Source organism: Sphingomonas sp. GM_Shp_1 (genome assembly GCF_026540895.1).
In the GTDB taxonomy this organism is placed as follows: Bacteria; Pseudomonadota; Alphaproteobacteria; order Sphingomonadales; family Sphingomonadaceae; genus Sphingomonas.
The window spans coordinates 29,269-51,158 of the sequence record NZ_JALNUR010000024.1 but is presented as its reverse complement, the minus strand read 5'-3'; the positions used below and the strand labels follow the sequence as shown (position 1 = coordinate 51,158).

19 protein-coding genes are annotated in these 21,890 nt (G+C 67.0%); 8 read left to right on the top strand and 11 right to left on the bottom strand.

The features are described 5' to 3' along the window. The 4 genes from tsaB to OXQ33_RS12690 all read right to left on the bottom strand — a co-directional run. A partial coding sequence (gene tsaB, locus OXQ33_RS12705) for a tRNA (adenosine(37)-N6)-threonylcarbamoyltransferase complex dimerization subunit type 1 TsaB (protein ID WP_267435064.1) occupies positions 1-502 on the bottom strand: 502 nt, incomplete at its 3' end. A gap of 8 nt (positions 503-510) precedes the next feature. Then, positions 511-1,101: a malonic semialdehyde reductase gene (locus OXQ33_RS12700; RefSeq protein WP_267435063.1), complete on the bottom strand. Its 591-nt coding sequence runs from the start codon at positions 1,099-1,101 to the stop codon at positions 511-513. Next, the gene (locus OXQ33_RS12695) at positions 1,101-1,673 is read right to left on the bottom strand and encodes a NifU family protein (protein WP_267435062.1); all 573 of its coding nucleotides are present in this window, start codon (positions 1,671-1,673) and stop codon (positions 1,101-1,103) included. The genes OXQ33_RS12700 and OXQ33_RS12695 overlap by 1 nt, the downstream gene beginning before the upstream one ends. Positions 1,674-1,795: 122 nt before the next feature. Next, the gene (locus OXQ33_RS12690; protein WP_267435061.1) at positions 1,796-2,575 is read right to left on the bottom strand and encodes an aspartyl/asparaginyl beta-hydroxylase domain-containing protein; all 780 of its coding nucleotides are present in this window, start codon (positions 2,573-2,575) and stop codon (positions 1,796-1,798) included. Between the two features lie 218 nt (positions 2,576-2,793). Here OXQ33_RS12690 and OXQ33_RS12685 point away from each other — a divergent pair, with 218 nt between their 5' ends. The 3 genes from OXQ33_RS12685 to OXQ33_RS12675 all read left to right on the top strand — a co-directional run bounded on the left by OXQ33_RS12685 (position 2,794) and on the right by OXQ33_RS12675 (position 9,570). Then, positions 2,794-5,733 (top strand): insulinase family protein, encoded by a 2,940-nt coding sequence (locus OXQ33_RS12685; protein ID WP_267435060.1) that lies wholly within the window; start codon positions 2,794-2,796, stop codon positions 5,731-5,733. Between the two features lie 249 nt (positions 5,734-5,982). Further along, on the top strand, positions 5,983-7,824 hold the full coding sequence (typA, locus tag OXQ33_RS12680) for a translational GTPase TypA (protein WP_267435059.1): 1,842 nt from the start codon (positions 5,983-5,985) through the stop codon (positions 7,822-7,824). A gap of 126 nt (positions 7,825-7,950) precedes the next feature. After that, positions 7,951-9,570: an alpha-L-arabinofuranosidase C-terminal domain-containing protein gene (locus tag OXQ33_RS12675; RefSeq protein ID WP_267435058.1), complete on the top strand. Its 1,620-nt coding sequence runs from the start codon at positions 7,951-7,953 to the stop codon at positions 9,568-9,570. 325 nt (positions 9,571-9,895) lie between these two features. Here the strand turns inward: OXQ33_RS12675 and OXQ33_RS12670 are convergent, their stop codons facing one another. Together OXQ33_RS12670 and OXQ33_RS12665 are read right to left on the bottom strand one after the other, a co-directional pair. Next, entirely contained in the window at positions 9,896-10,783 is an 888-nt protein-coding gene (locus OXQ33_RS12670; protein WP_267435057.1) for a TIGR00730 family Rossman fold protein, read from the bottom strand. A 33-nt stretch (positions 10,784-10,816) separates the two neighbouring features. After that, positions 10,817-11,479 carry an extensin family protein gene (locus OXQ33_RS12665; protein WP_267435056.1) on the bottom strand — a complete coding sequence of 221 codons (663 nt, stop codon included), beginning with the start codon at positions 11,477-11,479 and terminating at the stop codon, positions 10,817-10,819. A 296-nt stretch (positions 11,480-11,775) separates the two neighbouring features. On the opposite strand from OXQ33_RS12665, the gene OXQ33_RS12660 reads away from it, so the two are divergent. The 5 genes from OXQ33_RS12660 to OXQ33_RS12640 all read left to right on the top strand — a co-directional run bounded on the left by OXQ33_RS12660 (position 11,776) and on the right by OXQ33_RS12640 (position 17,614). Then, positions 11,776-12,933 carry a phosphoserine transaminase gene (locus OXQ33_RS12660; protein ID WP_267435055.1) on the top strand — a complete coding sequence of 386 codons (1,158 nt, stop codon included), beginning with the start codon at positions 11,776-11,778 and terminating at the stop codon, positions 12,931-12,933. Between the two features lie 98 nt (positions 12,934-13,031). Then, on the top strand, positions 13,032-14,609 hold the full coding sequence (serA, locus tag OXQ33_RS12655; RefSeq protein WP_267435054.1) for a phosphoglycerate dehydrogenase: 1,578 nt from the start codon (positions 13,032-13,034) through the stop codon (positions 14,607-14,609). A gap of 158 nt (positions 14,610-14,767) precedes the next feature. Continuing rightward, positions 14,768-15,109: a DUF559 domain-containing protein gene (locus OXQ33_RS12650; RefSeq protein WP_267435053.1), complete on the top strand. Its 342-nt coding sequence runs from the start codon at positions 14,768-14,770 to the stop codon at positions 15,107-15,109. After that, a complete protein-coding gene (locus tag OXQ33_RS12645) occupies positions 15,106-16,212 on the top strand; it encodes an ATP phosphoribosyltransferase regulatory subunit (protein ID WP_267435052.1) in 1,107 nt (368 codons plus the stop codon). Before OXQ33_RS12650 ends, OXQ33_RS12645 begins: the two co-directional genes overlap by 4 nt. Before the next feature lie 112 nt (positions 16,213-16,324). Further along, entirely contained in the window at positions 16,325-17,614 is a 1,290-nt protein-coding gene (locus tag OXQ33_RS12640) for an adenylosuccinate synthase (RefSeq protein ID WP_267435051.1), read from the top strand. Positions 17,615-17,812: 198 nt separating this feature from the next. Here the strand turns inward: OXQ33_RS12640 and OXQ33_RS12635 are convergent, their stop codons facing one another. The 5 genes from OXQ33_RS12635 to OXQ33_RS12615 all read right to left on the bottom strand — a co-directional run bounded on the left by OXQ33_RS12635 (position 17,813) and on the right by OXQ33_RS12615 (position 21,883). Beyond that, positions 17,813-18,229, bottom strand: a complete 417-nt coding sequence (locus tag OXQ33_RS12635; protein WP_267435050.1) for a hypothetical protein — start codon at positions 18,227-18,229, stop codon at positions 17,813-17,815. 63 nt (positions 18,230-18,292) lie between these two features. Continuing rightward, entirely contained in the window at positions 18,293-19,360 is a 1,068-nt protein-coding gene (aroC, locus tag OXQ33_RS12630; RefSeq protein WP_267435049.1) for a chorismate synthase, read from the bottom strand. Further along, complete coding sequence (locus tag OXQ33_RS12625; protein ID WP_267435048.1) at positions 19,357-19,902, bottom strand: N-acetyltransferase; 546 nt, start codon at positions 19,900-19,902, stop codon at positions 19,357-19,359. The genes aroC and OXQ33_RS12625 overlap by 4 nt, the downstream gene beginning before the upstream one ends. Positions 19,903-20,111: 209 nt before the next feature. Next, a complete protein-coding gene (fabI, locus tag OXQ33_RS12620) occupies positions 20,112-20,903 on the bottom strand; it encodes an enoyl-ACP reductase FabI (protein ID WP_267435065.1) in 792 nt (263 codons plus the stop codon). An 8-nt stretch (positions 20,904-20,911) separates the two neighbouring features. Beyond that, a complete protein-coding gene (locus tag OXQ33_RS12615) occupies positions 20,912-21,883 on the bottom strand; it encodes a YihY/virulence factor BrkB family protein (protein ID WP_267435047.1) in 972 nt (323 codons plus the stop codon). Positions 21,884-21,890 lie beyond the last annotated feature (7 nt).

Below are 21,890 nucleotides of genomic sequence, written 5' to 3'. Positions count from 1 at the left end.
CCACCGCCAGGTCGGCGTCCAGCGCGGTCAGCCAGCGCACGCCGTTGCCGACCGCCGTCCGCCCCTCGAGCGACGCCAGCGCCGCCTCGGGCTTCATCGAGGCGAAGGGGGTGACCGGCGTCAGATCGCGGGCGAAAGCCTGTACGAAGACCTCGCCATGCCCGCCCTCCAGCACGACCGAGACGCTCTCGTCCGGCACGCCCGCGAAGAAGGCGGCGGCGACCAGCGCCAGCGAGTTGTAGCCCGACGCACTCACCCCCCAACCGAGCGCCAGTCCGCGCGCGGCGGCGATGCCGACGCGGATGCCGGTGAAGCTGCCCGGTCCGCAATCGACCAGGATACGCTCCGCCCGCCCGCCGTCCGGCAGGGCCGCGATCATCGGCACCAGCTTTTCGGCATGACCGCGCCCGACCACGTCATGCGCGCGGGCGATCACCCGGTTGCCGTCGAGCAGGGCGACCGAGCAGGCGGCGGTGGCGGTGTCGATGACCAGCGTGCGCAAGAGACGGCTCAGACGATCCGGTTGGCTTGTTCGAACGCCAGGCGCGGATTGCGCGGGTGCAGCGTGCTGCGGTCGCCATAGCCGATGGTCGCGATGAAGTTGGACCGCACGCCCGGCTGGTCGGCGAAGAAGGCCTTGTCCACCGCACCCTGATCGAAGCCCGACATCGGCCCCGTATCCAGCCCCAGTGCGCGCGCGGCGAGGATCAGATAGGCCCCCTGAAGCGAACTGTTGCGGAAGGCCGATGCCTCGCGCAGCTCGGTATTGCCGTCGAACCAGCTCTTGGCATCCACATGCGGGAATAGCTGCGGCAGATATTCGTGGAAATTCACGTCCATGCCGATGATCACGGTGGCGGGAGCGGCGCGGATCTTCTCGGCATTGCTGCCGCTGGCGCAATCGGCGAGCTTGTCCTTCGCCTCCTGGCTCAGGCACCAGACCAGCCGCGCGGGGCTCTGGTTGGTCGAGGTCGGGGGCATCTTCACCAGGTCCCAGAGCGCCCGGATCTCGTCCTCGCCCACGGGCTTGTCGAGATAATGGTTGAAGGTGCGCCCCTCGCGGAACAGCCGGTCCAGGCTGGCGTCGTCGATCGGGTTCATCAGACGGCCCTCACTTCGGTGACTTCCGGGACATAATGGCGCAACAACTGCTCGATGCCGTTCTTCAACGTCGCGGTGGACGAGGGGCAACCGGCGCAGGCGCCCTGCATCTTCAGGAAGACCTTGCCCTTGTCGAAGCCGCGATAGACGATATCGCCACCGTCATTGGCGACGGCGGGTCGCACGCGGGTTTCGATCAGCTCGCGGATCTGCGCGACGATGTCGGCATCCTCGGGATCGTCGGTGAAGGTCTCTTCCTCGCCCGGCACCGCGAAGTCCGCCGCGCCCTGCTTGAACAGCGGCATCTGCGCCGAGAAATGATCGAGCAGGATACCCAGCACATCGGGCTTCACGTCCGACCATTCGGCCCCCGGCGCGATCGTGACCGAGACGAAGTCGCGACCGAAGAACACGCCGGTCACGTCGCCTAAGTTGAAGATCGCCTCGGCCAGCGGGCTGGCACCGGCTTCCTCGGGGGAGGCGAAGTCGCGGGTTCCGCTGTCCATCACCTTGCGGCCGGGCAGGAACTTCAGCGTCGCTGGGTTGGGCGTGGGTTCGGTCTCGATCAGCATGGCCCCCATGTGGCGCGGGCGGCGGCGGGGATCAAGCGGGACACGGGAAAGGATGCGTTTCCAGCGTGCAACCTGGGGCTGGGCGGTTCGGCAAAATCCTCCCCGGTCCGGGGAGGATCGGATCAGATCCGCCCCCGCAACAACCGCAGCACCGCCTCCGCCACCCATTGCCCCGGCTGTCGCAGCGGACGGGCGAAGCGGATGCGCAGGACGATTCGCTGTCCTGCGGCGTCGTTGTGGATCTCGTGATCGAAGCTGTCGTCGAAGATCAGCGTCTCGCCCTCCGCCCAGCGGAGGATGCGATCGCGGACGCGCATCCGCGCCCCGCCGTCGCGCGGGACGACCAGTCCGAGGTGACAGGTGATCAGACCCTTGGTCGCGCCGCGCCGTGCCGGGATATGCGCATCCGGCGCGAGCGAGGCGAAGGCGGCGTCGTACAGGCCGGGGATCGCCCGAAGCGCCGCCAGGGTGCGCGGGCACCCCGCCGCACGGACGGCCACCGCCCCGCCGTCCTGCCAGAGCGGCATCAGGCCGGAGGGCGCCATCGCCACCGCCTCGGCGCGAATCGCGGCCCATTCGCGGCGCAGGCCGGCGGTCCAGGGGAAGTCGCGAACGTCGAGAACGGGATCGGTGGAGGCCAGCGAATGGAACGCGATCAGCCCGTCGAGCAGGCGGCTGAACCGGTGGAGCATCGCGCCGCCGGTCGGGCCGGGAGAAACGGTACCGGCGCCGGGTCCGGCGACAGGCGGCGGAACCAAGGTCGCGATACGCTCGACCCGGCCCGAATCGCTACGCAACGGCCGCGCGGCGGGCATCGGTCCATCGCCATCGGTTTCGCCCGATTCATGCCATATTGTGTCCGATGCCCGACGCCGGGCACCGGCATTCATCGACTTGGTCATCACGTTCCGTACATCCCCGGCCTGCTCCCGCATCCGGGCCTTTGACGGGCCCTTGTCATGCAGGATCAGTGACATCGCCCTAAGCGCATAGTGCGCCCAAATGATGGCGCGGCGGCCGGCGGCGCGGCGCGATCAAGGCGCTTTGGGGCAATTTAGGGGCGGCTGGCGAAGCGGCGGGCCACGGGTTAAGAGGGGGAATGGCGTTTCCGTCCCGCGCAATGCGCTGTCTTGCCCTGCCGGTCCTTCTCGGACTGGCACTTCCCGTCATCGGTCAGGCTCCCCGGACCGACCGGCCCCAGGACCCATCGGTCCCGCAGGGTATGCCGGTCCCCGCCACCGTGGCGACCGCGCCCCAGCAGCAGACGGCGCGCGATCCGCTCGCCCCGCTGCCGCCGATACCGGGCGTCGACCAGAGCCCGTGGCTCTACAAGGATTCCGACCTGCCGCAGGACAAGGCATGGAAGTTCGGCACCCTGCCGAACGGCCTGCGCTATGCCGTGCGGCGCAACGGCGTGCCGCCGGGGCAGGTGGCGGTCCGGGTGCGGATCGACGCCGGTTCACTCAACGAAAGCGATTCGGAGCGCGGCTTCGCGCATCTGATCGAGCATCTGTCCTTCCGCGGTTCGCAGCATGTGCCCGATGGCGAGGCCAAGCGCATCTGGCAGCGTCTGGGCGCGACCTTCGGTTCGGACTCCAACGCCTCCACCACGCCGACCCAGACCGTCTATCAACTCGATCTGCCCGGCGCGACCGAGCAGGGGCTGGACGAGAGCCTGAAGATCCTCGCGGGCATGATGTCCGCGCCGTCGATGACCAGCGAGGCGCTGAATGCCGAGCGGCCCGTCGTGCTGGCCGAGCGGCGCGAACAGCCGGGGCCGCAGGTCCGGTATTCGGACAAGCTGCGCGAGACCTTCTTCGCCGGACAGCCGCTGGCCGAGCGGTCGCCGATCGGCCAGCTCAAGACGCTGGAGGCCGCGACGCCCGACAGCGTGCGCGCTTTCCATGACCGCTGGTATCGCCCCGAAAATACGGTGGTGATCATCTCGGGCGATCTCGACCCGCTGCTGTTCGCGCGGCTGGTCGCCAAGAATTTCGGCGACTGGCAGGGCGTCGGTCCCAAGCCGCCCGCCCCCGATTTCGGCAGCCCCAAGGCGGATGCCGCCGTCGCGGGCGCGCTGGTCGAACCGGCGATCCCGCCGGTGGTGGCGATGGCGGTGCTGCGTCCCTGGAAATATCAGGACGATACCGCGATCTTCAACCAGAAGCGGATGGTCGACATGGTCGCCGCGCGGCTGATCAGCCGCCGTCTGGAGAATCGCGCGCGGGCAGGGGGCAGCTTCCTTCAGGCCAGCGTCGCGCTGGACGACGTGTCGCGCTCGGCCAATGTGACCACCGTCAATGTCATACCGATCGGCGACAATTGGGAAGCCGCGCTGAAGGACGTGCGCGCGGTCATCGCCTCCGCCATGGCGACCAAGCCGACCCAGGCCGAGATCGACCGCGAACTCGCCGATTACGATGCGATCCTGCGCACCCAGGTCGACACCGCGCGGGTGGAGGCGGGGGCCAAGCAGGCCGACGACATGGTCGGCGCGCTCGACATCCGCGAGACGGTGACCGCGCCCGAGACGAGCTATCAGATCCTGCGCCAGGCGATCGACAAGAAGATGTTCACGCCGGACTCGGTGCTCGCCTCCACTCAGAAGATATTCCAGGGGACGGCGACCCGCGCGCTGGTGAACACCCGCACGCCGGAGCCGGACGCGGTGGCGCGCCTGACCGCCGCGCTGAAGGCCGATGTCCGTCCGCTGGCGGAAAATCGTCGTCGCCAGGGCAATATCAGCTTTGCGCAGCTCCCCAGGCTGGGCACGCCCGGCAAGGTCGTGTCGCGCGAGAAGGTCGACGAGCTGGGGGTGGAGAAGATCACCTTCGCCAACGGCACGCGGTTGCTGCTGCTCGCCAATGACGGGGAGACGGGGCGCGTCTATCTACGTGCGCGGTTCGGGCGGGGCTATAATGCGCTTCCGGCCGACCGGGAGAGCCCCGCTTGGGCGGCCGATCTCGCGCTGGTCGCGGGTGGCGTCGGCAAGTTCGACCAGGGCGACCTCGACCGGCTGACCGCCGGGCGGCGTATGGGGATGGACTTCGATATCGACGACGATGCCTTTTCCTTCAACGCGCTCAGTTCGCCCGGCGACTATGCGGACAATCTGAAGCTGATGGCGGCCAAGCTGGTCGCGCCGCGCTGGGACGCCGCACCGGTCAATCGGGCCAAGGCGGCGATGCTGGCGGGCTATGACGGGTTCGACGCCTCGCCCGACGGGGTGCTGGGCCATGATCTGGAACGGTTGCTGCGCGACGGCGATCCGCGCTGGGGCACCCCGCCGCGCGCGGCCATCCAGGCGACCACGCCCGAATCCTTCAAGGCGCTCTGGGCGCCGCTGCTTGCCACAGGGCCGATCGAGGTTTCGGTCTTCGGCGACGTGAAGTCGGACGAGGCGATCGCGGCGGTGGCGAACAGCTTCGGCGCGATCCCGGCACGGCCCGCGACCGTGGGGCCGGTGCCGCCGGTCCGCTTCCCCGCGCATGTCACGACCCCGGTGGTGCGCACCCATACCGGCCCCGCCGACCAGGCGGCGGCGGTGATCGTCTGGCCGACCGGCGGCGGATCGGCGGACGACCGTATCCGCAACCGGCTGGACGTGCTGGCACAGGTCTTTTCCGACCGGCTGATGGACCAGCTCCGTTCGAAGGCGGGGGCGAGCTACAGCCCGCAGGTCGCCAGCCAATGGCCGGTCGGGCTACCCAGTGGTGGGCGGATGATCGCGATCGGCATGGTCGCGCCCGACAAGGTCGACTTCTTCCTGACCACCGCGCGCGCCATCGCCGCTGACCTGGCCGCCAACCCGATCGGCGCGGACGAGTTGCAACGGATCAAGCGGCCCATGGCGCAGCGTCTGGCGCGCATGGCCTCGGGCAACCAGTTCTGGATGCAGCGTCTGGCCGGGGCGGCCTATGACCCGCAACGGGTCGAGGCGACCAAGCGGCTGGCGCAGGACTTCGTCTCGATCGGTCCGGCGGATTTGCAGGCGGTCGCGGCGCGCTTCCTGCGGCCCGATACGGACTGGTCGGTGAAGGTGGTGCCGAAACAGAAGTAAATTCCTCCCCTTGCCAAGGGGAGGGGGACCATCCGAAGGATGGTGGAGGCGTGTCCCCGCCGGCCGTGATTCCCCTCGGTCAGCCCTGCGGGCTGCCGCCTCCCCTTACAGGGGAGGAACAAGGTGTCCGGCTGCACGTTTTCGCCCTGAACAAGCTTTGTGCGCCGCAAAATCCGCGCCGCCCTTTCGCTCGCGCCGCATTTCGGCTATGGGCCCCGGCGACATACCCTCCGAACAAGAGAAATTTGCATGAGCCTCCGCAACGTGGCGATCATCGCGCACGTCGACCATGGCAAGACGACCCTGGTTGATCAGCTGTTCCGCCAGTCGGGCACCTTCCGCGACAACCAGCGTGTCGAAGAACGCGCGATGGACTCCAACGACTTGGAAAAGGAGCGCGGGATCACCATTCTCGCCAAGCCGACCTCGGTCGACTGGACTCCGCCGGGCAGCGACGAGTCGATCCGCATCAACATCGTCGACACCCCCGGCCACGCCGATTTCGGCGGCGAGGTGGAGCGCATCCTGTCGATGGTCGACGGCGTCGTCCTGCTGGTCGATTCGTCGGAAGGCGCGATGCCGCAGACGAAGTTCGTGACCGGCAAGGCGCTGGCGCTGGGCCTGAAGCCCATCGTCGTCGTCAACAAGGTCGACCGCGCCGACGCGCGTATCCAGGAAGTGCTGGACGAAGTGTTCGACCTGTTCGTCTCGCTCGACGCGAATGACGAGCAGCTCGACTTCCCCGTCCTCTACGCCTCGGGCCGCAACGGCTATGCGTCGACCGACATGGACGCGCGCGAAGGCACGCTGATCCCGATGTTCGAGACGATCGTGAACCATGTTCCCGCCCCGAAGGTGGAAGTGGAGGACGTGCCCTTCACCTTCCTGGTGACGCTGCTCGACCGCGACAACTTCCTCGGTCGCATCCTGACCGGCCGCGTCAACTCGGGCACGGTCAAGCTGAACCAGGCGATCCACGCGCTCGACGCCGATGGCAATGTCATCGAAACCGGCCGCGCGTCGAAGATCCTGTCCTTCCGCGGTCTGGACCGTGTGCCGGTCGAGGAAGCCAAGGCGGGCGACATCATCTCGCTCGCCGGTCTGGCGGTCGCCACTGTGGCGAACACCATCGCCGACACCAGCGTCACCGTGCCGCTCCAGGCGCAGCCGATCGATCCGCCGACGCTGTCGATGCGTTTCGCGGTCAACGACTCGCCGATGGCGGGCCGTGAGGGCACCAAGGTGACCAGCCGCATGATCCGCGACCGCCTGATGCGCGAAGCGGAATCGAACGTCGCGGTGAAGGTCACCGAGAGCGACGACCGCGACAGCTTCGAGGTTGCCGGTCGCGGCGAACTCCAGCTGGGCGTTCTGATCGAAACGATGCGCCGCGAAGGCTTCGAGCTGGGCATCAGCCGCCCGCGCGTGCTGTTCGGCACCGACGAGAACGGCAACAAGACCGAGCCGTACGAAACCGTCATCATCGACGTGGACGAGGAATATTCGGGCACGGTCGTCGAGAAGATGAACCTGCGCAAGGCCGAGATGACCGACATGCGTCCCTCGGGCGGCGGCAAGACCCGCATCACCTTCTCCGCGCCGTCGCGCGGCATGATCGGTTATCATGGCGAGTTCCTGTCGGACACGCGCGGCACCGGCATCATGAACCGCCTGTTCGAGCGCTATGGCCCCCACAAGGGCAAGATCGAAGGCCGCAAGAACGGCGTTCTGATCTCGAATGGCGCTGGCGAAGCACAGGGCTATGCGCTGGGTCCGCTCGAAGAGCGCGGCATCCTGTTCGTCGGCCACGGCGAGGCGCTCTATGAGGGCATGATCATCGGCGAGAATGCCAAGACGGATGACCTCGAGGTCAACCCGATGAAGGCGAAGCAGCTGACGAACTTCCGCGCGAGCGGCGGCAAGGACGATGCCATTCGCCTGACCCCGCCAAAGAAGATGACGCTGGAACAGGCGATCGCCTATATCGACGACGACGAGATGGTCGAAGTGACCCCGAAGTCGATCCGTCTGCGCAAGCGCTTCCTCGACCCGAACGAGCGCAAGCGCGCCGCGCGGTCGAAGGCGGCGTAAGCGGAACACGCGAACAGGGAAGGGGCCGGGCGGAAACGTCCGGCCCTTTTTCTTTGTCCGTCCGATTTGCCCTCCGTCGAAAATGCCGGATAATGTCCGGCAAATAACGATCATAAGGGGAGTGGGATGACGCGATTGAGACAGACGGCCCTGCGTGTGTTGGGTGGGGCAACGGCGCTATTGACGATCCTGTCGGCCCCTGCGCTGGCGCAGGAGCAGGCGGCTCCCTCGACTCTATTGCTGCATGTCGACCAGCCCGGTCCCCGGATCGCCCCTGAAATCTATGGCCAGTTCGCCGAGCAGCTCGGGCGCGGCATCTATGAAGGCATCTGGGTCGGGCCCGATTCTCCCATCCCCAACACGCGCGGTATCCGCAAGGATGTGGTGGCGGCGCTGCGCGAGGTGAAGGTCCCGGCGGTGCGCTGGCCGGGCGGGTGCTTCGCCGACGGTTATCACTGGCGCGACGGGATCGGTCCCTATGGCAAGCGCCCGCGCGGGATCAACGCGGCCTGGGGCAACGAGCCGGACCGCAATGCCTTCGGCACCCACGAATATATGGATTTCCTCGAGCAGATCGGCGCCCAGCCCTTCGTCTCGATCAATGTCGGTTCGGGCAGCGTGCGCGAGGCGGACGAGTGGATGCGCTACATGACCGCGCCGCCCGAGAGCACCCCCGGCGCGGAGCGAGAGGCGAACGGCCATGCCGCGCCATGGTCGGTCCCCTATGTCGGTATCGGCAATGAAAGCTGGGGCTGCGGCGGCAATATGACCGCGGAGACCTATGTCGCGCAGTTCCGGCAATATGTCTCCAACGTCCGCAGCTTCTCCGGTCCCAAGGCCCGACTGATCGCGGTCGGCGCGGATACCGACGACTATGACTGGACCGAAAAGCTGATGGCGGGGGCGATGATGTGGCGTCCCGACCCGACGCCGCTCGCCTATATCGACCGCAACCCGTTGATGTGGGGTCTGTCGCTCCACTTCTATACTTTCACGGGCAATGACTGGTACGCCAAGGGGCGCAATGTCGATTTTACTCAGGCCGACTGGGCCAGGGCGCTGGCGCGTGCCAACCTGACCGATGAGATCGTCGCCCGCCATTCGGCGATCATGGACCGCTATGACCCCGACAAGAAGGTCGCGCTCGTCGTCGACGAATGGGGTGCCTGGTTCGACAGCGAAAAGGGCGCACCCTCGGCGCTCTATCTGGAAAGCACGACCCGCGACGCGGTGATCGCGGGGCTTAGCCTCAACATCTTCAACCGCCATGCCGACCGTGTCCGCATGGCGAATCTGGCGCAGATGGTGAACGTCATCCAGTCGCTGGTCCTGACGCGCGGCAAGGACATGGTGGTCACGCCGACCTGGCATGTCTTCGATCTGTACAAGGTGCATCAGGGCGCGACGCTGATCCCTGTCGATGTCGCGACGCCTGATTATGTCGAGGGCCAGACCCGGCTGCCGACGCTCAGCGCCTCGGCCTCGCGCGATGCGGGTGGCGTGGTGCACCTGTCGATCGTGAATCTCGATCCCGTGCGGCCTGCGCCCGTCCGTGCGGTGCTGACCGGGATGCAGGGGCGGAGTGCCAGCGCCCGCACGGTGACGGCGGAGCGGATCGACACGCGCATCCGGTTCGACGCACCCGATCCCTTCGTCCCGCGTGATCTGTCCGGCGTGGCGATCGCGGGCGACACCCTGTCGCTGACGGTTCCCGCCCGGTCGGTGACGATGGTCACGCTGCGTTAGGGTGGATCGACATTCGGTAGAGCTGTTTCTTCCCTCGCCCCCTCTTCGAGGGGAGAGGGTTGCGCAGACTTAGGCTTTGCGAAAGCAAAGGCTTAGTCGGAGCTGGGTGAGGGGTGTTGCGCTCGCGCAAGCGCGCGCGCGAGCCTGTGGCTCGCTCGACCCCTCACCCAAGCTGCGCTAGCCAGCAGGCTGGCAAGCTCCGCTAACCCTCTCCCCTGTCCAGGGGAGAGGGAAAGAAGAATCGATGGGGATTTTAATTCGACCTAAAACAAAAAGGCCGCCTTTCTTGCGAGGGCGGCCTTTTTCCATCCGGGGATGAGGGCGATCAGGCCTGTTCGGCTTCCTTGCGGGCGCGCTCCTCATAGAAGTTGCGGACCACGTCCCAGGCCTCTTCGGCGGTTTCGACATAGGTGAAGATGCCGAGGTCGCGCTCGGACACCACGCCTTCCTCGACCAAAGCCTCGAAATTGACGACCCGTTCCCAAAAGGCGCGGCCGAAGAGCAGCACCGGGATAGGCTGAATCTTGCCCGTCTGGATCAGGGTCAGCAGCTCGAACAGCTCGTCGAACGTGCCGAACCCACCGGGGAAGGCCGCGAGTGCGCGGGCGTGCAGCAGGAAGTGCATCTTGCGCAGCGCGAAATAGTGGAACTGGAGCGACAGCGAGGGCGTGACATAGGGGTTGGGGGCCTGTTCGTGCGGCAGGACGATGTTCAGCCCCACCGACTCGGCGCCGACGTCATGTGCGCCGCGATTGGCGGCCTCCATGATCGACGGGCCGCCGCCCGAGCACACCACGAATTGCCGCATGCCGCGATCGTCGCGGGGCAGGCGGCTGGTGATCTGCGCCAGTTCGCGCGCGATGTCGTAATATTTGCTCTTGGCGACGAGATTCTTGGCGATCTTGCGCGACTTGTCGTCATGCGCCAGCGCCAGCAGCGCCTCGGCCTTGGCGGGCTCCGGGATGCGGGCCGAGCCATAGAAGACGAAGGTCGAGGCGATCTTGGCCTCTTCGAGCAGCAACTGCGCCTTCAGCAGCTCCAGCTGGAAACGGACGGGGCGAAGGTCTTCGCGCAGCAGGAAGTCCATGTCCTGAAAGGCCAGCGTATAGGCGGGGCTTTCGGTCTGGGGCGTCGAGACGATCGTCTTGGCGCTCTCGGCGTCCTGGCTGGCATTGGGGAAGACGCGGTTCGGTACTTGGGTCTTATCGGTCATTTCGGATGATGTAGGGGATCGCATGGCCCCGCGCTACCGGCAAAAACGCGCGTTATCGTCCTCCAGGTGCAGGTGGTTGCGGTGCGCGGCATTGTAATCGGGGGTCAGCACCGTGCCGAAGCGCCGACAGGCCGAGGCGCGGATGGTCGTCCAGAATTGCCGGACCTGCGGATCGCTCGAATGCCAGTCGTTCAGCAGCGTGATCCGCCGCCCGTCCTTCAGCACGAAGCCGCCGACATCGACCGCATTGGCCAGCGCATGGCCCGACCGCCGGTCGCCCATCCGCGTGGTGCCGACGATGTTGCGACAGGCATAGCTGCCCATCCCCTCGACCTTGACCAGTGGCGAACCCAGTATCTGCCACGCGGCAGGAGCGACGGCGTTCCTGATCCACCCGGCAAAGGCCCGGGCATTGCCGCATCGCATCGCCGTGACGCCGGTGACGGGCACCCCGATATCGGTCAGTTGCACCGCGCCATAGAGGCCGCAGCCGGGCCCCAGTTCCTTGTCGGGCAGGCGGCGATAGGCGACTCCCTCGCGCCGCAGATCGGCCTCGCACTGCGCCGTTTTGCGTATCGGCGGGCGATAGGGTTCGGGGCGCGAGGCGGGCTGGCTGGGCCGGTCGGTCCGGCCACAGGCGGACAGGAGGACCATGCCGAGAATCGGGACGATCAGTGGAAAGGGAACGCGCACCATTGCCCTTCTTTCCGCTGCCGCTTCGCATTTGTCAGCCCCGATCCGTCATGCGGAGCCGTGCTTGCGACATGCTCCGCCGCCTATCCGGCGATGGAGCGAACTGCCTGCCATGGTCGGGAAATAGCCTCGCAATCAGGGGGATGGCTCGCGCCTCTGAAATTCCCTGAGGCGTGCGCTCACGGATGCATAATTGCGTCGCGACGATTGTGGTTGTCATCATCGATCGACACCGCTAGGGCCGTCGACGGGCCACGCGGTCCCAACGCCGCGCGTGCTCTCTGTGAGGAGAGTCTTAAATGACTGAAGTGATTGCCGCCGACGCCACTCTTGCGCCTGCGAAGCCCGCCACCAAACCGGCGCGTACCTATTTTTCCAGCGGTCCCTGCGCCAAGCCTCCCGGTTGGGATGCGGCCAAGCTCGCGACGGACAGCCTCGGCCGTTCGCATCGCTCGAAGCTGGGCAAGCAGCGGCTGCAATATTGCATCGACCTGATGCGTGAGCTGCTGAAGCTTCCCGACACCCATCGCATCGGCATCGTCCCCGGCTCCGACACCGGCGCGTTCGAGATGGCGATGTGGACCATGCTGGGTGCCCGTCCCGTCACCACGCTGGCCTGGGAAAGCTTCGGCGAGGGCTGGGTGACCGATGCGGTCAAGCAACTGAAGCTCGAGCCGACCGTCCTGCGCGCCGATTACGGCCAGATCGCGGACCTGAACGCGGTCGACTGGTCGAACGACGTGCTCTTCACCTGGAACGGCACCACCTCGGGCGTTCGTGTGCCGAACGGCGACTGGATCGCCGACGACCGCGAGGGGCTGTCCTTCGCCGATGCGACCAGCGCGGTGTTCGCCTATGACCTGCCCTGGGACAAGATCGATGTCGCGACCTTCTCGTGGCAGAAGGTGCTGGGCGGCGAGGGCGCGCACGGCGTCCTGATCCTGGGCCCGCGCGCGGTCGAACGCCTCGAAACCTACACCCCCGCCTGGCCGCTGCCCAAGGTCTTCCGCCTGGTGTCGAAGGGCAAGCTGGCCGAGGGCGTGTTCAAGGGCGAGACGATCAATACCCCCTCGATGCTCGCCGTCGAGGACGCGATCTTCGCGCTGGAATGGGCCAAGGGGCTGGGCGGCGCGAAGGCGCTGGTCAAGCGCTCGGACGCCAATGCGGCGGCGCTGAACAAGATCGTCGAGGAGCGCGACTGGCTCGGCCACCTCGCCGCCGATCCGGCGATCCGCTCGACCACCAGCGTCTGCCTGACGGTCGAGGGCGCGGACGAGGCGCTGATCAAGAAGATGGCCTCGCTGCTCGAAGCCGAAGGCGCGGCCTATGACGTGGCGGGGTATCGCGACGCGCCAGCCGGCCTGCGCATCTGGTGCGGCGCCACGGTCGAGACCGCCGATATCGAGGCGCTCGGCCCCTGGCTCGACTGGGCCTACGCCACCGCCAAGGCGGCCTGATCTTCTGACGTCGCCCCAGCGAAGGCTGGGGCCGCTCTCCCAAATCGTGCCCTTCGTGGCACCAGACCCCAGCCATCGCTGGGGTGACGAGGTGAACCATGCCCAAAGTTCTTATCAGCGACAAAATGGACCCCAAGGCCGCCCAGATCTTCCGCGAGCGCGGGGTCGAGGTGGACGAGATCACCGGCAAGACTCCCGAAGAGCTGAAGGCGATCATCGGCCAGTATGACGGCCTGGCGATCCGCAGCTCGACCAAGGTCACCAAGGAGATCCTCGAGCACGCCACGAACCTGAAGGTCGTCGGCCGCGCCGGGATCGGCGTCGACAATGTCGACATCCCCGCCGCCAGCGCCAAGGGCGTCGTCGTGATGAACACGCCGTTCGGCAACTCGATCACCACCGCCGAACACGCCATCGCCCTGATGTTCGCGCTCGCCCGCCAGCTGCCCGAGGCCGATGCCTCGACCCAGGCGGGCAAGTGGGAGAAGAACCGCTTCATGGGCGTCGAGCTGACGTCCAAGACGCTGGGCCTGATCGGTGCGGGCAATATCGGCTCGATCGTCGCCGACCGCGCGCTGGGTCTGAAGATGAAGGTCGTCGCCTTCGATCCCTTCCTGACGCCGGAGCGCGCGCTGGAAATGGGCGTGGAGAAGGTGACGCTGGACGAGCTGCTGGCCCGCGCCGACTTCATCACCCTGCACACCCCGTTGACCGACCAGACCCGCAACATCCTGTCGGCCGAGAATCTGGCCAAGACCAAGAAGGGCGTGCGCATCATCAACTGCGCGCGTGGCGGCCTGATCGACGAGGACGCGCTGAAGGCGGGCCTGGATTCGGGCCATATCGGCGGTGCGGCGCTCGACGTGTTCAAGGTCGAACCGGCCAAGGAAAGCCCGCTGTTCGGGACGCCCAACTTCATCTCGACCCCGCATCTGGGCGCGTCGACCACCGAAGCGCAGGTCAATGTCGCGATCCAGGTTGCCGAGCAGCTTGCCGATTTCCTGGTCTCGGGCGGCGTCACCAATGCGCTCAACATGCCCAGCCTGACCGCCGAGGAAGCGCCCAAGCTCAAGCCCTACATGGCGCTCGCGGAAAAGCTGGGCTCGCTGGTCGGCCAGTTGGCGCATGGCGCGGTGACGGGCATCGCCATCGAGGCGGAGGGTGCCGCCGCCGCGCTCAACCTGAAGCCGATCACGGGCGCGGTGCTAGCGGGCTTCATGCGCGTCCATTCGGACACGGTGAACATGGTCAATGCGCCGTTCCTTGCCAAGGAGCGCGGTCTGGACGTGCGCGAAGTGCGCCATGACCGCGAGGGCGATTACCACACGCTGGTGCGTGTCACGGTGACGACGGCGGACGGCGAGCGTTCGGTCGCGGGCACGCTGTTCGGCGACCAGGCCCCGCGTCTGGTCGAACTGTTCGGCATCAAGGTCGAGGCCGACCTGGCCGGGCCGATGCTCTATGTCGTCAACGAGGACGCGCCGGGTTTCATTGGGCGCCTGGGCACCACGCTGGGCGAGGCGGGCGTCAATATCGGCACCTTCCACCTCGGCCGCCGCTCGGCGGGCGGCGAGGCGGTGCTGCTGCTCTCGGTCGACGAGGCGGTGGATGCGGAACTGCTGGGCAAGGTGAAGGCCCTGCCGGGCGTGAAGACCGCGATGGGTCTGGTGTTTTAAATCCCAAAAGCCCTCTCCCCTCCGGGGAGAGGGTTGGGTGAGGGGCGGCCACGGGGGACTCTGTTAGTGAGTTGCCAAGCCCCAACCCCTCACCCCGGCCCTCTCCCCAGTGGGGAGAGGGAGTGGTACGCTCTTCCGAGTTATGGGGGAGCCATTCCATGAAGACCGATCCGGTCCTCCGCGACCGTGCCCGCGCCATGCGGCGGGAGATGACGGAACCCGAAAAGCGTCTGTGGCTCATCCTCCGCGACCGGCGCTTCCACGGCATCAAATTCTCCCGCCAAGTCCCCATCGGCCCCTATATCGCCGACTTCGCCGCGCGTTCTCACCGCTTGGTCATAGAGGTTGACGGCGATACGCATAGCGACCAATCACGCGACGCCCACCGCACCGCCTGGTTGCAGAGCCAAGGCTATGCGGTGATCCGCTTTCCCAATGCGGACGTCATGAAGAATCCTGACGGCGTTGCAGACACGTTGATGAACAGGCTGGCCCGATGACCGCGCTCCTTCCCGAAGGCTATCACGACCGTCTTCCCCCCTATGCCGATGCCGCCGCGTCGGTCGAGGCGCGGGTGCTGGAGGCGGCGCGGCTGCATGGCTATGAGCGCGCCGATCCGCCCTCGATCGAGTTTGCCGAGGCGCTGGGTTCGCGGTTGAAGGCGGGCGGCCTGCACGATGCAGTGCGCTTCGTCGATCCGGTGTCGCAGCGGACGCTCGCCATCCGGCCGGACCTGACCGCACAGGTGGCGCGGATCGCGGCGACGCGTATGGGCCATCACCCACGCCCCGTCCGCCTGTCCTATGCGGGCACCGTCGTCCGCCTGCGCGGCTCGGAACTGGCACCCGCGCGGGAATGGCGGCAGATCGGGGCGGAATTGATCGGGCTCGACTCCACGGCGGCGGCGACCGAGGTGGTGCGGGTCGCGGTCGAGGCGCTGGTCGCGGCGGGGACGACGGGCATTTCCATCGACTTCACGTTGCCCGATTTGGTCGACCTGCTCGCAGCAGGGCCCTTGCCGGTCGCCGCCGATCAGGTGGCGGCCTTGCGCGACCGGCTGGATGCCAAGGATGCGGGCGGGGTCGCCGCAATAGCGCCGGATTACCTCCCGCTGGTCGAGGCGGCGGGGCCGTTCGCCACGGCCATGGAGCGGCTGCGCGCGTTCGACCGCCAGGGTGTGCTCGCCAGCCGACTCGACGCGCTGGAGGCGATCGCCGCCGCGCTGGGGGAGGGGGTGTCGATGACGCTCGACCCGACCGAACGCCACGGTTTCGAGTTCCAGAGCTGGCTGGGCTTTTCGCTGTTCGTCGCCGGGCCCCCGCGTGAAGTCGGGCGCGGCGGCACCTACACCATCTTCCACGAGGACGGCACCGAGGAGAAGGCGACCGGCTTCTCGCTCTATGCCGACGCGATCGTCGCCACCGCGCCCCCGACCGAGCGGCGGCGGCTGTTCCTGCCCTTCGGCACCGATCCTGCAACGGGCGCGGGGCTTCGCGCGCAGGGCTGGGTGACGGTGCAGGCGCTGGAGGAGGGCGACACGCCCGAGGCGCAGCTGTGCACCCATATCCTCGACAAGGGCGAGCCGCGCCTGATCGCCGGTTGACATACGGGGCCGCAGCCCGCTAGGCGCGCCCCGCACATCTTTGGAAACCCCCTCGCGCCGAGTCCTGTCGAAGGGCGCATGGGGTCCGTCCGGCAGGCGGAGCATAGCATCCATGGCAAATGTAGCAGTCATCGGCGCGCAATGGGGCGACGAAGGCAAGGGCAAGATCGTCGACTGGCTGGCCGAGCGCGCCGACATGGTCGTGCGCTTCCAGGGCGGCCATAATGCGGGCCATACACTGGTCGTCGGCGAGAATGTCTACAAGCTGTCGCTCCTGCCCTCGGGCATCGTGCGCGGCACGCCCAGCGTCATCGGCAATGGCGTCGTCCTCGATCCCTGGGCGCTGAAGGCCGAGATCGAGCGGCTGGGCGAGCAGGGCGTCCATGCCTCGCCGGAGACGCTTCGCATCGCCGACAACTGCCCGCTGATTCTTCCCATTCACCGCGACCTGGACGGATTGCGCGAGGATGCGAGCGGGGCGGGCAAGATCGGCACGACTCGGCGCGGTATCGGCCCGGCCTATGAGGACAAGGTCGGCCGCCGCGCGATCCGCGTGTGCGACCTGGCGCATCTCGACGATCTGGGGCCGCAGCTCGACCGGCTTTGCGCGCATCACGATGCGCTGCGTGCCGGGTTCGGTGAGCCCCCGATCGACCGCGAGAGGCTGCTGGCCGATCTGCGCGAGATCGCGGCCTTCGTCCTGCCCTTCGCCAAGCCGGTGTGGCGCGACCTCAACGAGGCGCGCGCGGGCGGCAAGCGCATCCTGTTCGAAGGCGCGCAGGGCGTGCTCCTCGACATCGACCATGGCACCTATCCCTTCGTCACCTCGTCCAACACCATCGCGGGTGCGGCGGCGGGCGGCTCGGGCCTGGGGCCGTCGGGCGTCGGCTTCGTGCTGGGCATCGCCAAGGCCTATACCACCCGCGTCGGTTCGGGCCCGTTCCCGACCGAGCTGGAGGACGAGACCGGCCAGCGGCTGGGCGAGCGTGGCCATGAGTTCGGCACCGTCACGGGCCGCAAGCGGCGCTGCGGCTGGTTCGACTCGGTGCTGGTGCGCCAGTCGGCGGCGGTCGGCGGCATCACGGGCATCGCGCTGACCAAGATCGATGTGCTCGACGGGTTTGATGAAGTGAAGATCTGCGTCGGCTATAAGCTGGGCGACCAGACGCTGGATTATTACCCGACCCATGCGGCAGACCAGGCCAGGGTCGTGCCCGTCTATGAGACGATGGAAGGCTGGCAGGAATCGACCGCTGGCGCGCGGAGCTGGGCTGATCTTCCGGCGCAGGCGATCAAATATATCCGGCGGATCGAGGAGCTGATCCGCTGCCCGGTGGCGCTGGTGTCGACCAGCCCGGAGCGCGAGGACACGATCCTGGTTCGCGATCCGTTTGCGGATTGATTGGAAAGGCCCCGGCGATGCGTCGGGGCCTTTTTGTTTGAGGGTTTCCCTGGCCTTCGACTTCGCTCAGGCTGAACGGGGTTCAGTACCAACCTCCGTTCCGCCTGAGCGAAGTCGAAGGCCACGCTCTGAATCCAAATAAAAGGCCCGGTCGCTTTCGCGACCGGGCCTTTCCCGTAGTGACGAACCCGAAAGGGGTTACATGCCGCCGCTGCTGCCCGGCGGAGTGGTGGTGCCGCCGGTCGTGCCGGTGCCGACCTGACCACTGGTGGTCGTATCGCCGCCCATCGTGCTGCCGCTCACCGAGCCGCTGCCGGTCGTGGTGGACGACCCGGTCGCATCGGGCATGGTCGAGGGCGTGTTGACCGTGCTGTCCGGCGTGGTGGTGCGCGTCCGGCTCTTACTGCGCGTCGTCGAGCGGGTGGTGGTGCTCGGCGTCGTGGTCATGCTGTCACCGGTCTGGCCCATGGTCTGACCGGGCGTCTGCCCCGGCATCGTCTGACCCGGCATGGTTGTCTGGCCGGACATGGTTCCGGTCGCGCCGCCCGACACCTGCGCAAAGGCAGCGGCGGGGATCAAAAGGGCACCGGCGGCGATTACATGCATGTAACGCATTGATTCTCTCCTGCTTTTTATCTCGTGTTAGTTAACGAGGCAGGAGAACGTCCGTTCCTTCAGTTAACCACATTGACCGCGATGAAGCAACGCCTGATCGGCTAAAACCAGCGCGACCATGGCTTCGACCACCGGAACCCCGCGAATACCGACGCATGGGTCGTGACGCCCCTTGGTGGCGATCTGCGTTTCTTCGCCTGTTCGGGTGATGGTGTCGACGGGCGTCAGGATCGAACTGGTCGGTTTGAACGCAACTCGCATCGTCACCGGCTGACCCGTGGCGATGCCGCCCGCGATGCCGCCCGCATGATTGGCCAGGAAGCGCGGGGCTCCATTGCCGCTGCGCATCGGATCGGCATTCTGCTCGCCGGTCAGCGCGGCGGCGGCGAATCCGTCGCCGATCTCGAACCCCTTGACCGCGTTGATGCTCATACAGGCGGAGGCAAGTTCGCTGTCGAGCTTGGCATAGAGCGGCGCGCCCCAACCGGCGGGCACCCCGGTCGCTTCGCAGGCGACGATGGCGCCGACCGAGGAGCCCGACTTGCGCGCGCCGTCGACGATCGCTTCCCAGCGCTCGGCGGCGGCGGCATCGGGGCAGAAGAACGGATTGGCGTCGATCTGCGCGTCGTCGAACGCCTCATAGTCGATCCGGTCGCCGCCGATCGCCTCGACCCAGGCGCGGATGCGGACCTGCGGGATCACCGCCCGCGCCACTGCGCCCGCCGCGACCCGCGCCGCCGTCTCGCGCGCCGAGGAGCGGCCGCCGCCGCGATAGTCGCGAAAGCCGTATTTCGCGTCATAGGCGTAGTCGGCATGGCCGGGGCGATAGGCGAGCGCGACGTTGCCGTAGTCTTTCGACCGCTGGTCGACATTTTCGATCATCAGGCTGATCGGGGTGCCGGTGGTTTTCCCCTCGAACACGCCGGACAGGATGCGGACCTGGTCGGGCTCGCGCCGCTGGGTGGTGAAGCGGCTGGTGCCAGGACGACGCTTGTCGAGCCAGGGCTGGATGTCTTCCTCCGACAGCGCGATGCCCGGCGGGCACCCGTCGACCACCGCGCCCAGCGCGGGCCCATGGCTCTCGCCCCAGGTGGTGAAGCGGAACAGGCGGCCGAAACTGTTGAAGCTCACGCTGCGTCTCCCAGCCGGGCAAAGGCCGGCGCATGTGTGGCGGCCCCGCGCACGCCGCAGGGGATCAAGCCACCCTGAAGCGGGGCGGCGAGGAAATATTCGCCCGCATAGGGGCTGTCGAAGCCGCTCGCCACATCGGCGGCGAAACCGAACCGGCCGTAGAAAGCCGGATCGCCCAGCGCGAAGCAGAGGACGACGCCCTCCTGCTCCAGCCGTTCGAGTCCGGCGGCGACGAGCGCCTCGCCGACGCCCTGTCGGCGCCACTCGCGCGCGACCGCGATGGGGGCGAGGGCGACCGAATTGATCGGCTTGCCCGCGATGTCGACGGCCATACGGCTGAAGGCGATCGCGCCGATCAGCGTGTCGGTCGCCTCGTCGATCGCGACCAGCATCAGCACCATGTCGCCCTCGACGCACAGGTCGCGGACAAGCGCGGCTTCGGCGGGGGCGGGGAAGCTGGCGACGAGCAGCGCGTCGAGCGCGGCGACATCCTCGCCTCGCGCGGGGCGGATGGTGATGGCGGCGGAAGGCTGGTCGGACATGGTTTCGTCTTTAGCCGCGCCGGGGCGCAAGGCGCGATAGATAATGTTGGCGGACCCTATTCCTCCCCTGCAAGGGGAGGTGGCAGGGCGAAGCCCTGACGGAGGGGTATCGGCGTTCGCGATGGCGGGCTGTCCTCGCCATCGTCCATGCCCCTCCACCATGCTTCGCATGGTTCCCCTCCCCAAACATAGCTTGGGGAGGATTGAGATCAGGCCAGCGCGATGTCCGGTGCGTCCTCGGCCTTCATGCCGATGACATTATACCCCGCGTCGACATGGTGGATCTCACCCGTCACGCCCGACGCCAGGTCGGACAGCATGTAGAGCCCTGCGCCGCCGACATCCTCGATCGTCACGGTGCGACGGAGCGGCGAGTTCAACTCGTTCCACTTCAGGATATAGTTGAAGTCGCCGATGCCGCGCGCCGCCAGCGTTTGGATCGGGCCCGCCGAAATGGCGTTGATGCGGATATTCTCCGGGCCCAGGTCGACCGCGAGATACTTCACGCTGGTTTCCAGCGCCGCCTTGGCCACGCCCATGACGTTGTAATGCGGGATGACCTTTTCCGCGCCATAATAGGTGAGCGTCAGGATCGAGCCGCCCTCGGGCATCATCCGGCGCGCGCGCTGGGCGACGGCGACCAGCGAATAGGCCGAGATGTTCATGGTCATCAGGAAATTGTCGAGCGTGGTGTCGTAGTAACGACCGCGAAGCTGCGACTTGTCCGAAAAACCGATGGCATGGACGACGAAGTCAATCGTCGGCCACTCGGCCTTCAGCCCCTCGAACAGCGCGTCGAGCGACTCCATTTCCGACACGTCGCAGTCGAATAGGCGCGCCACGCCCAGCTGTTCGGCCAGCGGGCGGACCCGCTTCTCCATCGCTGCACCCTGATACGAAAAGGCGAGCTCCGCGCCCGCCTCCGAAAGCTGCTTGGCGATGCCCCAGGCCAGCGATTTGTCATTGGCCAGGCCCATGATGAGCCCCCGCTTGCCTGCCATCAATCCGTTCACGCCGTTACCGCTCCTGCCGGTTCACTGTCTTCAATCCCCCTCTCTAGCGCCGTTTCCGGTGGTTCCGCCAGTGCCGCGTTCAAATGCGCACCGAAAACGAGGCCAAGGCCGATCAGATAGAAGAACAGCAGCATCACGACGACGCCCGCCAGGCTGCCATAGGTCAGGTCGTATCCGCCCAGTTGCGACAGGACGATGGGCAGCAGCGCGGTCATGCTGACCCACCAGGCGGCGGTGAACAACGCGCCGGGCCATTTGGGGCAATCGCTCTCGCGATATTTGCCCGGCGTCACCGAATAGAAGAGCATGTAGAGCGCGCCGAACATCACCGCGCCGGGAATGAAGCGCGACAGGCCGACCCAGCCCGCAATGTCCTGCGCGAAGGGAACGAGGCGATAAATGAACTGCTCGGCGGCGGTCAGGATACCCGCGACCAGGAAGGACAGCAGCGCGATCACCACCGAGGCGACGATGACCAGCGTCGAGGACAGACGCGATCGCCAGAAGGCCGCCGTCGCCTTCACCCCGTAGGCGCGGTGGAAGATGTCGCGGATCGTCTCGATGAATCCGCCCACCGTCCACAGCCCGACCAGCCCGCCCAGCCACAGCAGCGATCCGGTCCGCGCCGCCAGCACATCGGCGATCGGCTTGCGCAACAGGTCGCTGACATCGGGGGGCAGGACGTGGAGGAAGCTCTCCACCGCATGCTGCGTCTCGTTGCTCTGCCCGAACAGCGAGAGCAGCGCGGCGGTGGTGATGAAGAAGGGAAACAGCGTCATCAACGCCAGATAGGCGAGATTCCCGGCATGGATGAACCCGTCGTTGAACACGCCCAGGCTGGTCCGTTTCAGCACCTCAAAGGCATAGGAGCCCGGCCGGACCTTGGCGATCTGCCGGTCCAGCCGCTGGCGGGCCTTGCCCTGATGATGTGCACGTTCTTCGGGGGTCAGGCCATTCGCATCGCTCATGGAACCT

Coding starts and splice junctions, on each gene's coding strand:
- OXQ33_RS12665 (WP_267435056.1), bottom strand. CDS start 11,479: ATGGTGCGCGTTCCCTTTCCACTGATCGTCCCGATTCTCGGCATGGTC.
- OXQ33_RS12685 (WP_267435060.1), top strand. CDS start 2,794: ATGCGCTGTCTTGCCCTGCCGGTCCTTCTCGGACTGGCACTTCCCGTC.
- OXQ33_RS12635 (WP_267435050.1), bottom strand. CDS start 18,229: ATGCGTTACATGCATGTAATCGCCGCCGGTGCCCTTTTGATCCCCGCC.
- OXQ33_RS12615 (WP_267435047.1), bottom strand. CDS start 21,883: ATGAGCGATGCGAATGGCCTGACCCCCGAAGAACGTGCACATCATCAG.
- serA (WP_267435054.1), top strand. CDS start 13,032: ATGCCCAAAGTTCTTATCAGCGACAAAATGGACCCCAAGGCCGCCCAG.
- typA (WP_267435059.1), top strand. CDS start 5,983: ATGAGCCTCCGCAACGTGGCGATCATCGCGCACGTCGACCATGGCAAG.
- OXQ33_RS12700 (WP_267435063.1), bottom strand. CDS start 1,101: ATGAACCCGATCGACGACGCCAGCCTGGACCGGCTGTTCCGCGAGGGG.
- OXQ33_RS12640 (WP_267435051.1), top strand. CDS start 16,325: ATGGCAAATGTAGCAGTCATCGGCGCGCAATGGGGCGACGAAGGCAAG.
- OXQ33_RS12690 (WP_267435061.1), bottom strand. CDS start 2,575: ATGACCAAGTCGATGAATGCCGGTGCCCGGCGTCGGGCATCGGACACA.
- OXQ33_RS12695 (WP_267435062.1), bottom strand. CDS start 1,673: ATGCTGATCGAGACCGAACCCACGCCCAACCCAGCGACGCTGAAGTTC.
- OXQ33_RS12650 (WP_267435053.1), top strand. CDS start 14,768: ATGAAGACCGATCCGGTCCTCCGCGACCGTGCCCGCGCCATGCGGCGG.
- OXQ33_RS12675 (WP_267435058.1), top strand. CDS start 7,951: ATGACGCGATTGAGACAGACGGCCCTGCGTGTGTTGGGTGGGGCAACG.
- OXQ33_RS12645 (WP_267435052.1), top strand. CDS start 15,106: ATGACCGCGCTCCTTCCCGAAGGCTATCACGACCGTCTTCCCCCCTAT.
- OXQ33_RS12625 (WP_267435048.1), bottom strand. CDS start 19,902: ATGTCCGACCAGCCTTCCGCCGCCATCACCATCCGCCCCGCGCGAGGC.
- OXQ33_RS12670 (WP_267435057.1), bottom strand. CDS start 10,783: ATGACCGATAAGACCCAAGTACCGAACCGCGTCTTCCCCAATGCCAGC.
- fabI (WP_267435065.1), bottom strand. CDS start 20,903: ATGGCAGGCAAGCGGGGGCTCATCATGGGCCTGGCCAATGACAAATCG.
- OXQ33_RS12660 (WP_267435055.1), top strand. CDS start 11,776: ATGACTGAAGTGATTGCCGCCGACGCCACTCTTGCGCCTGCGAAGCCC.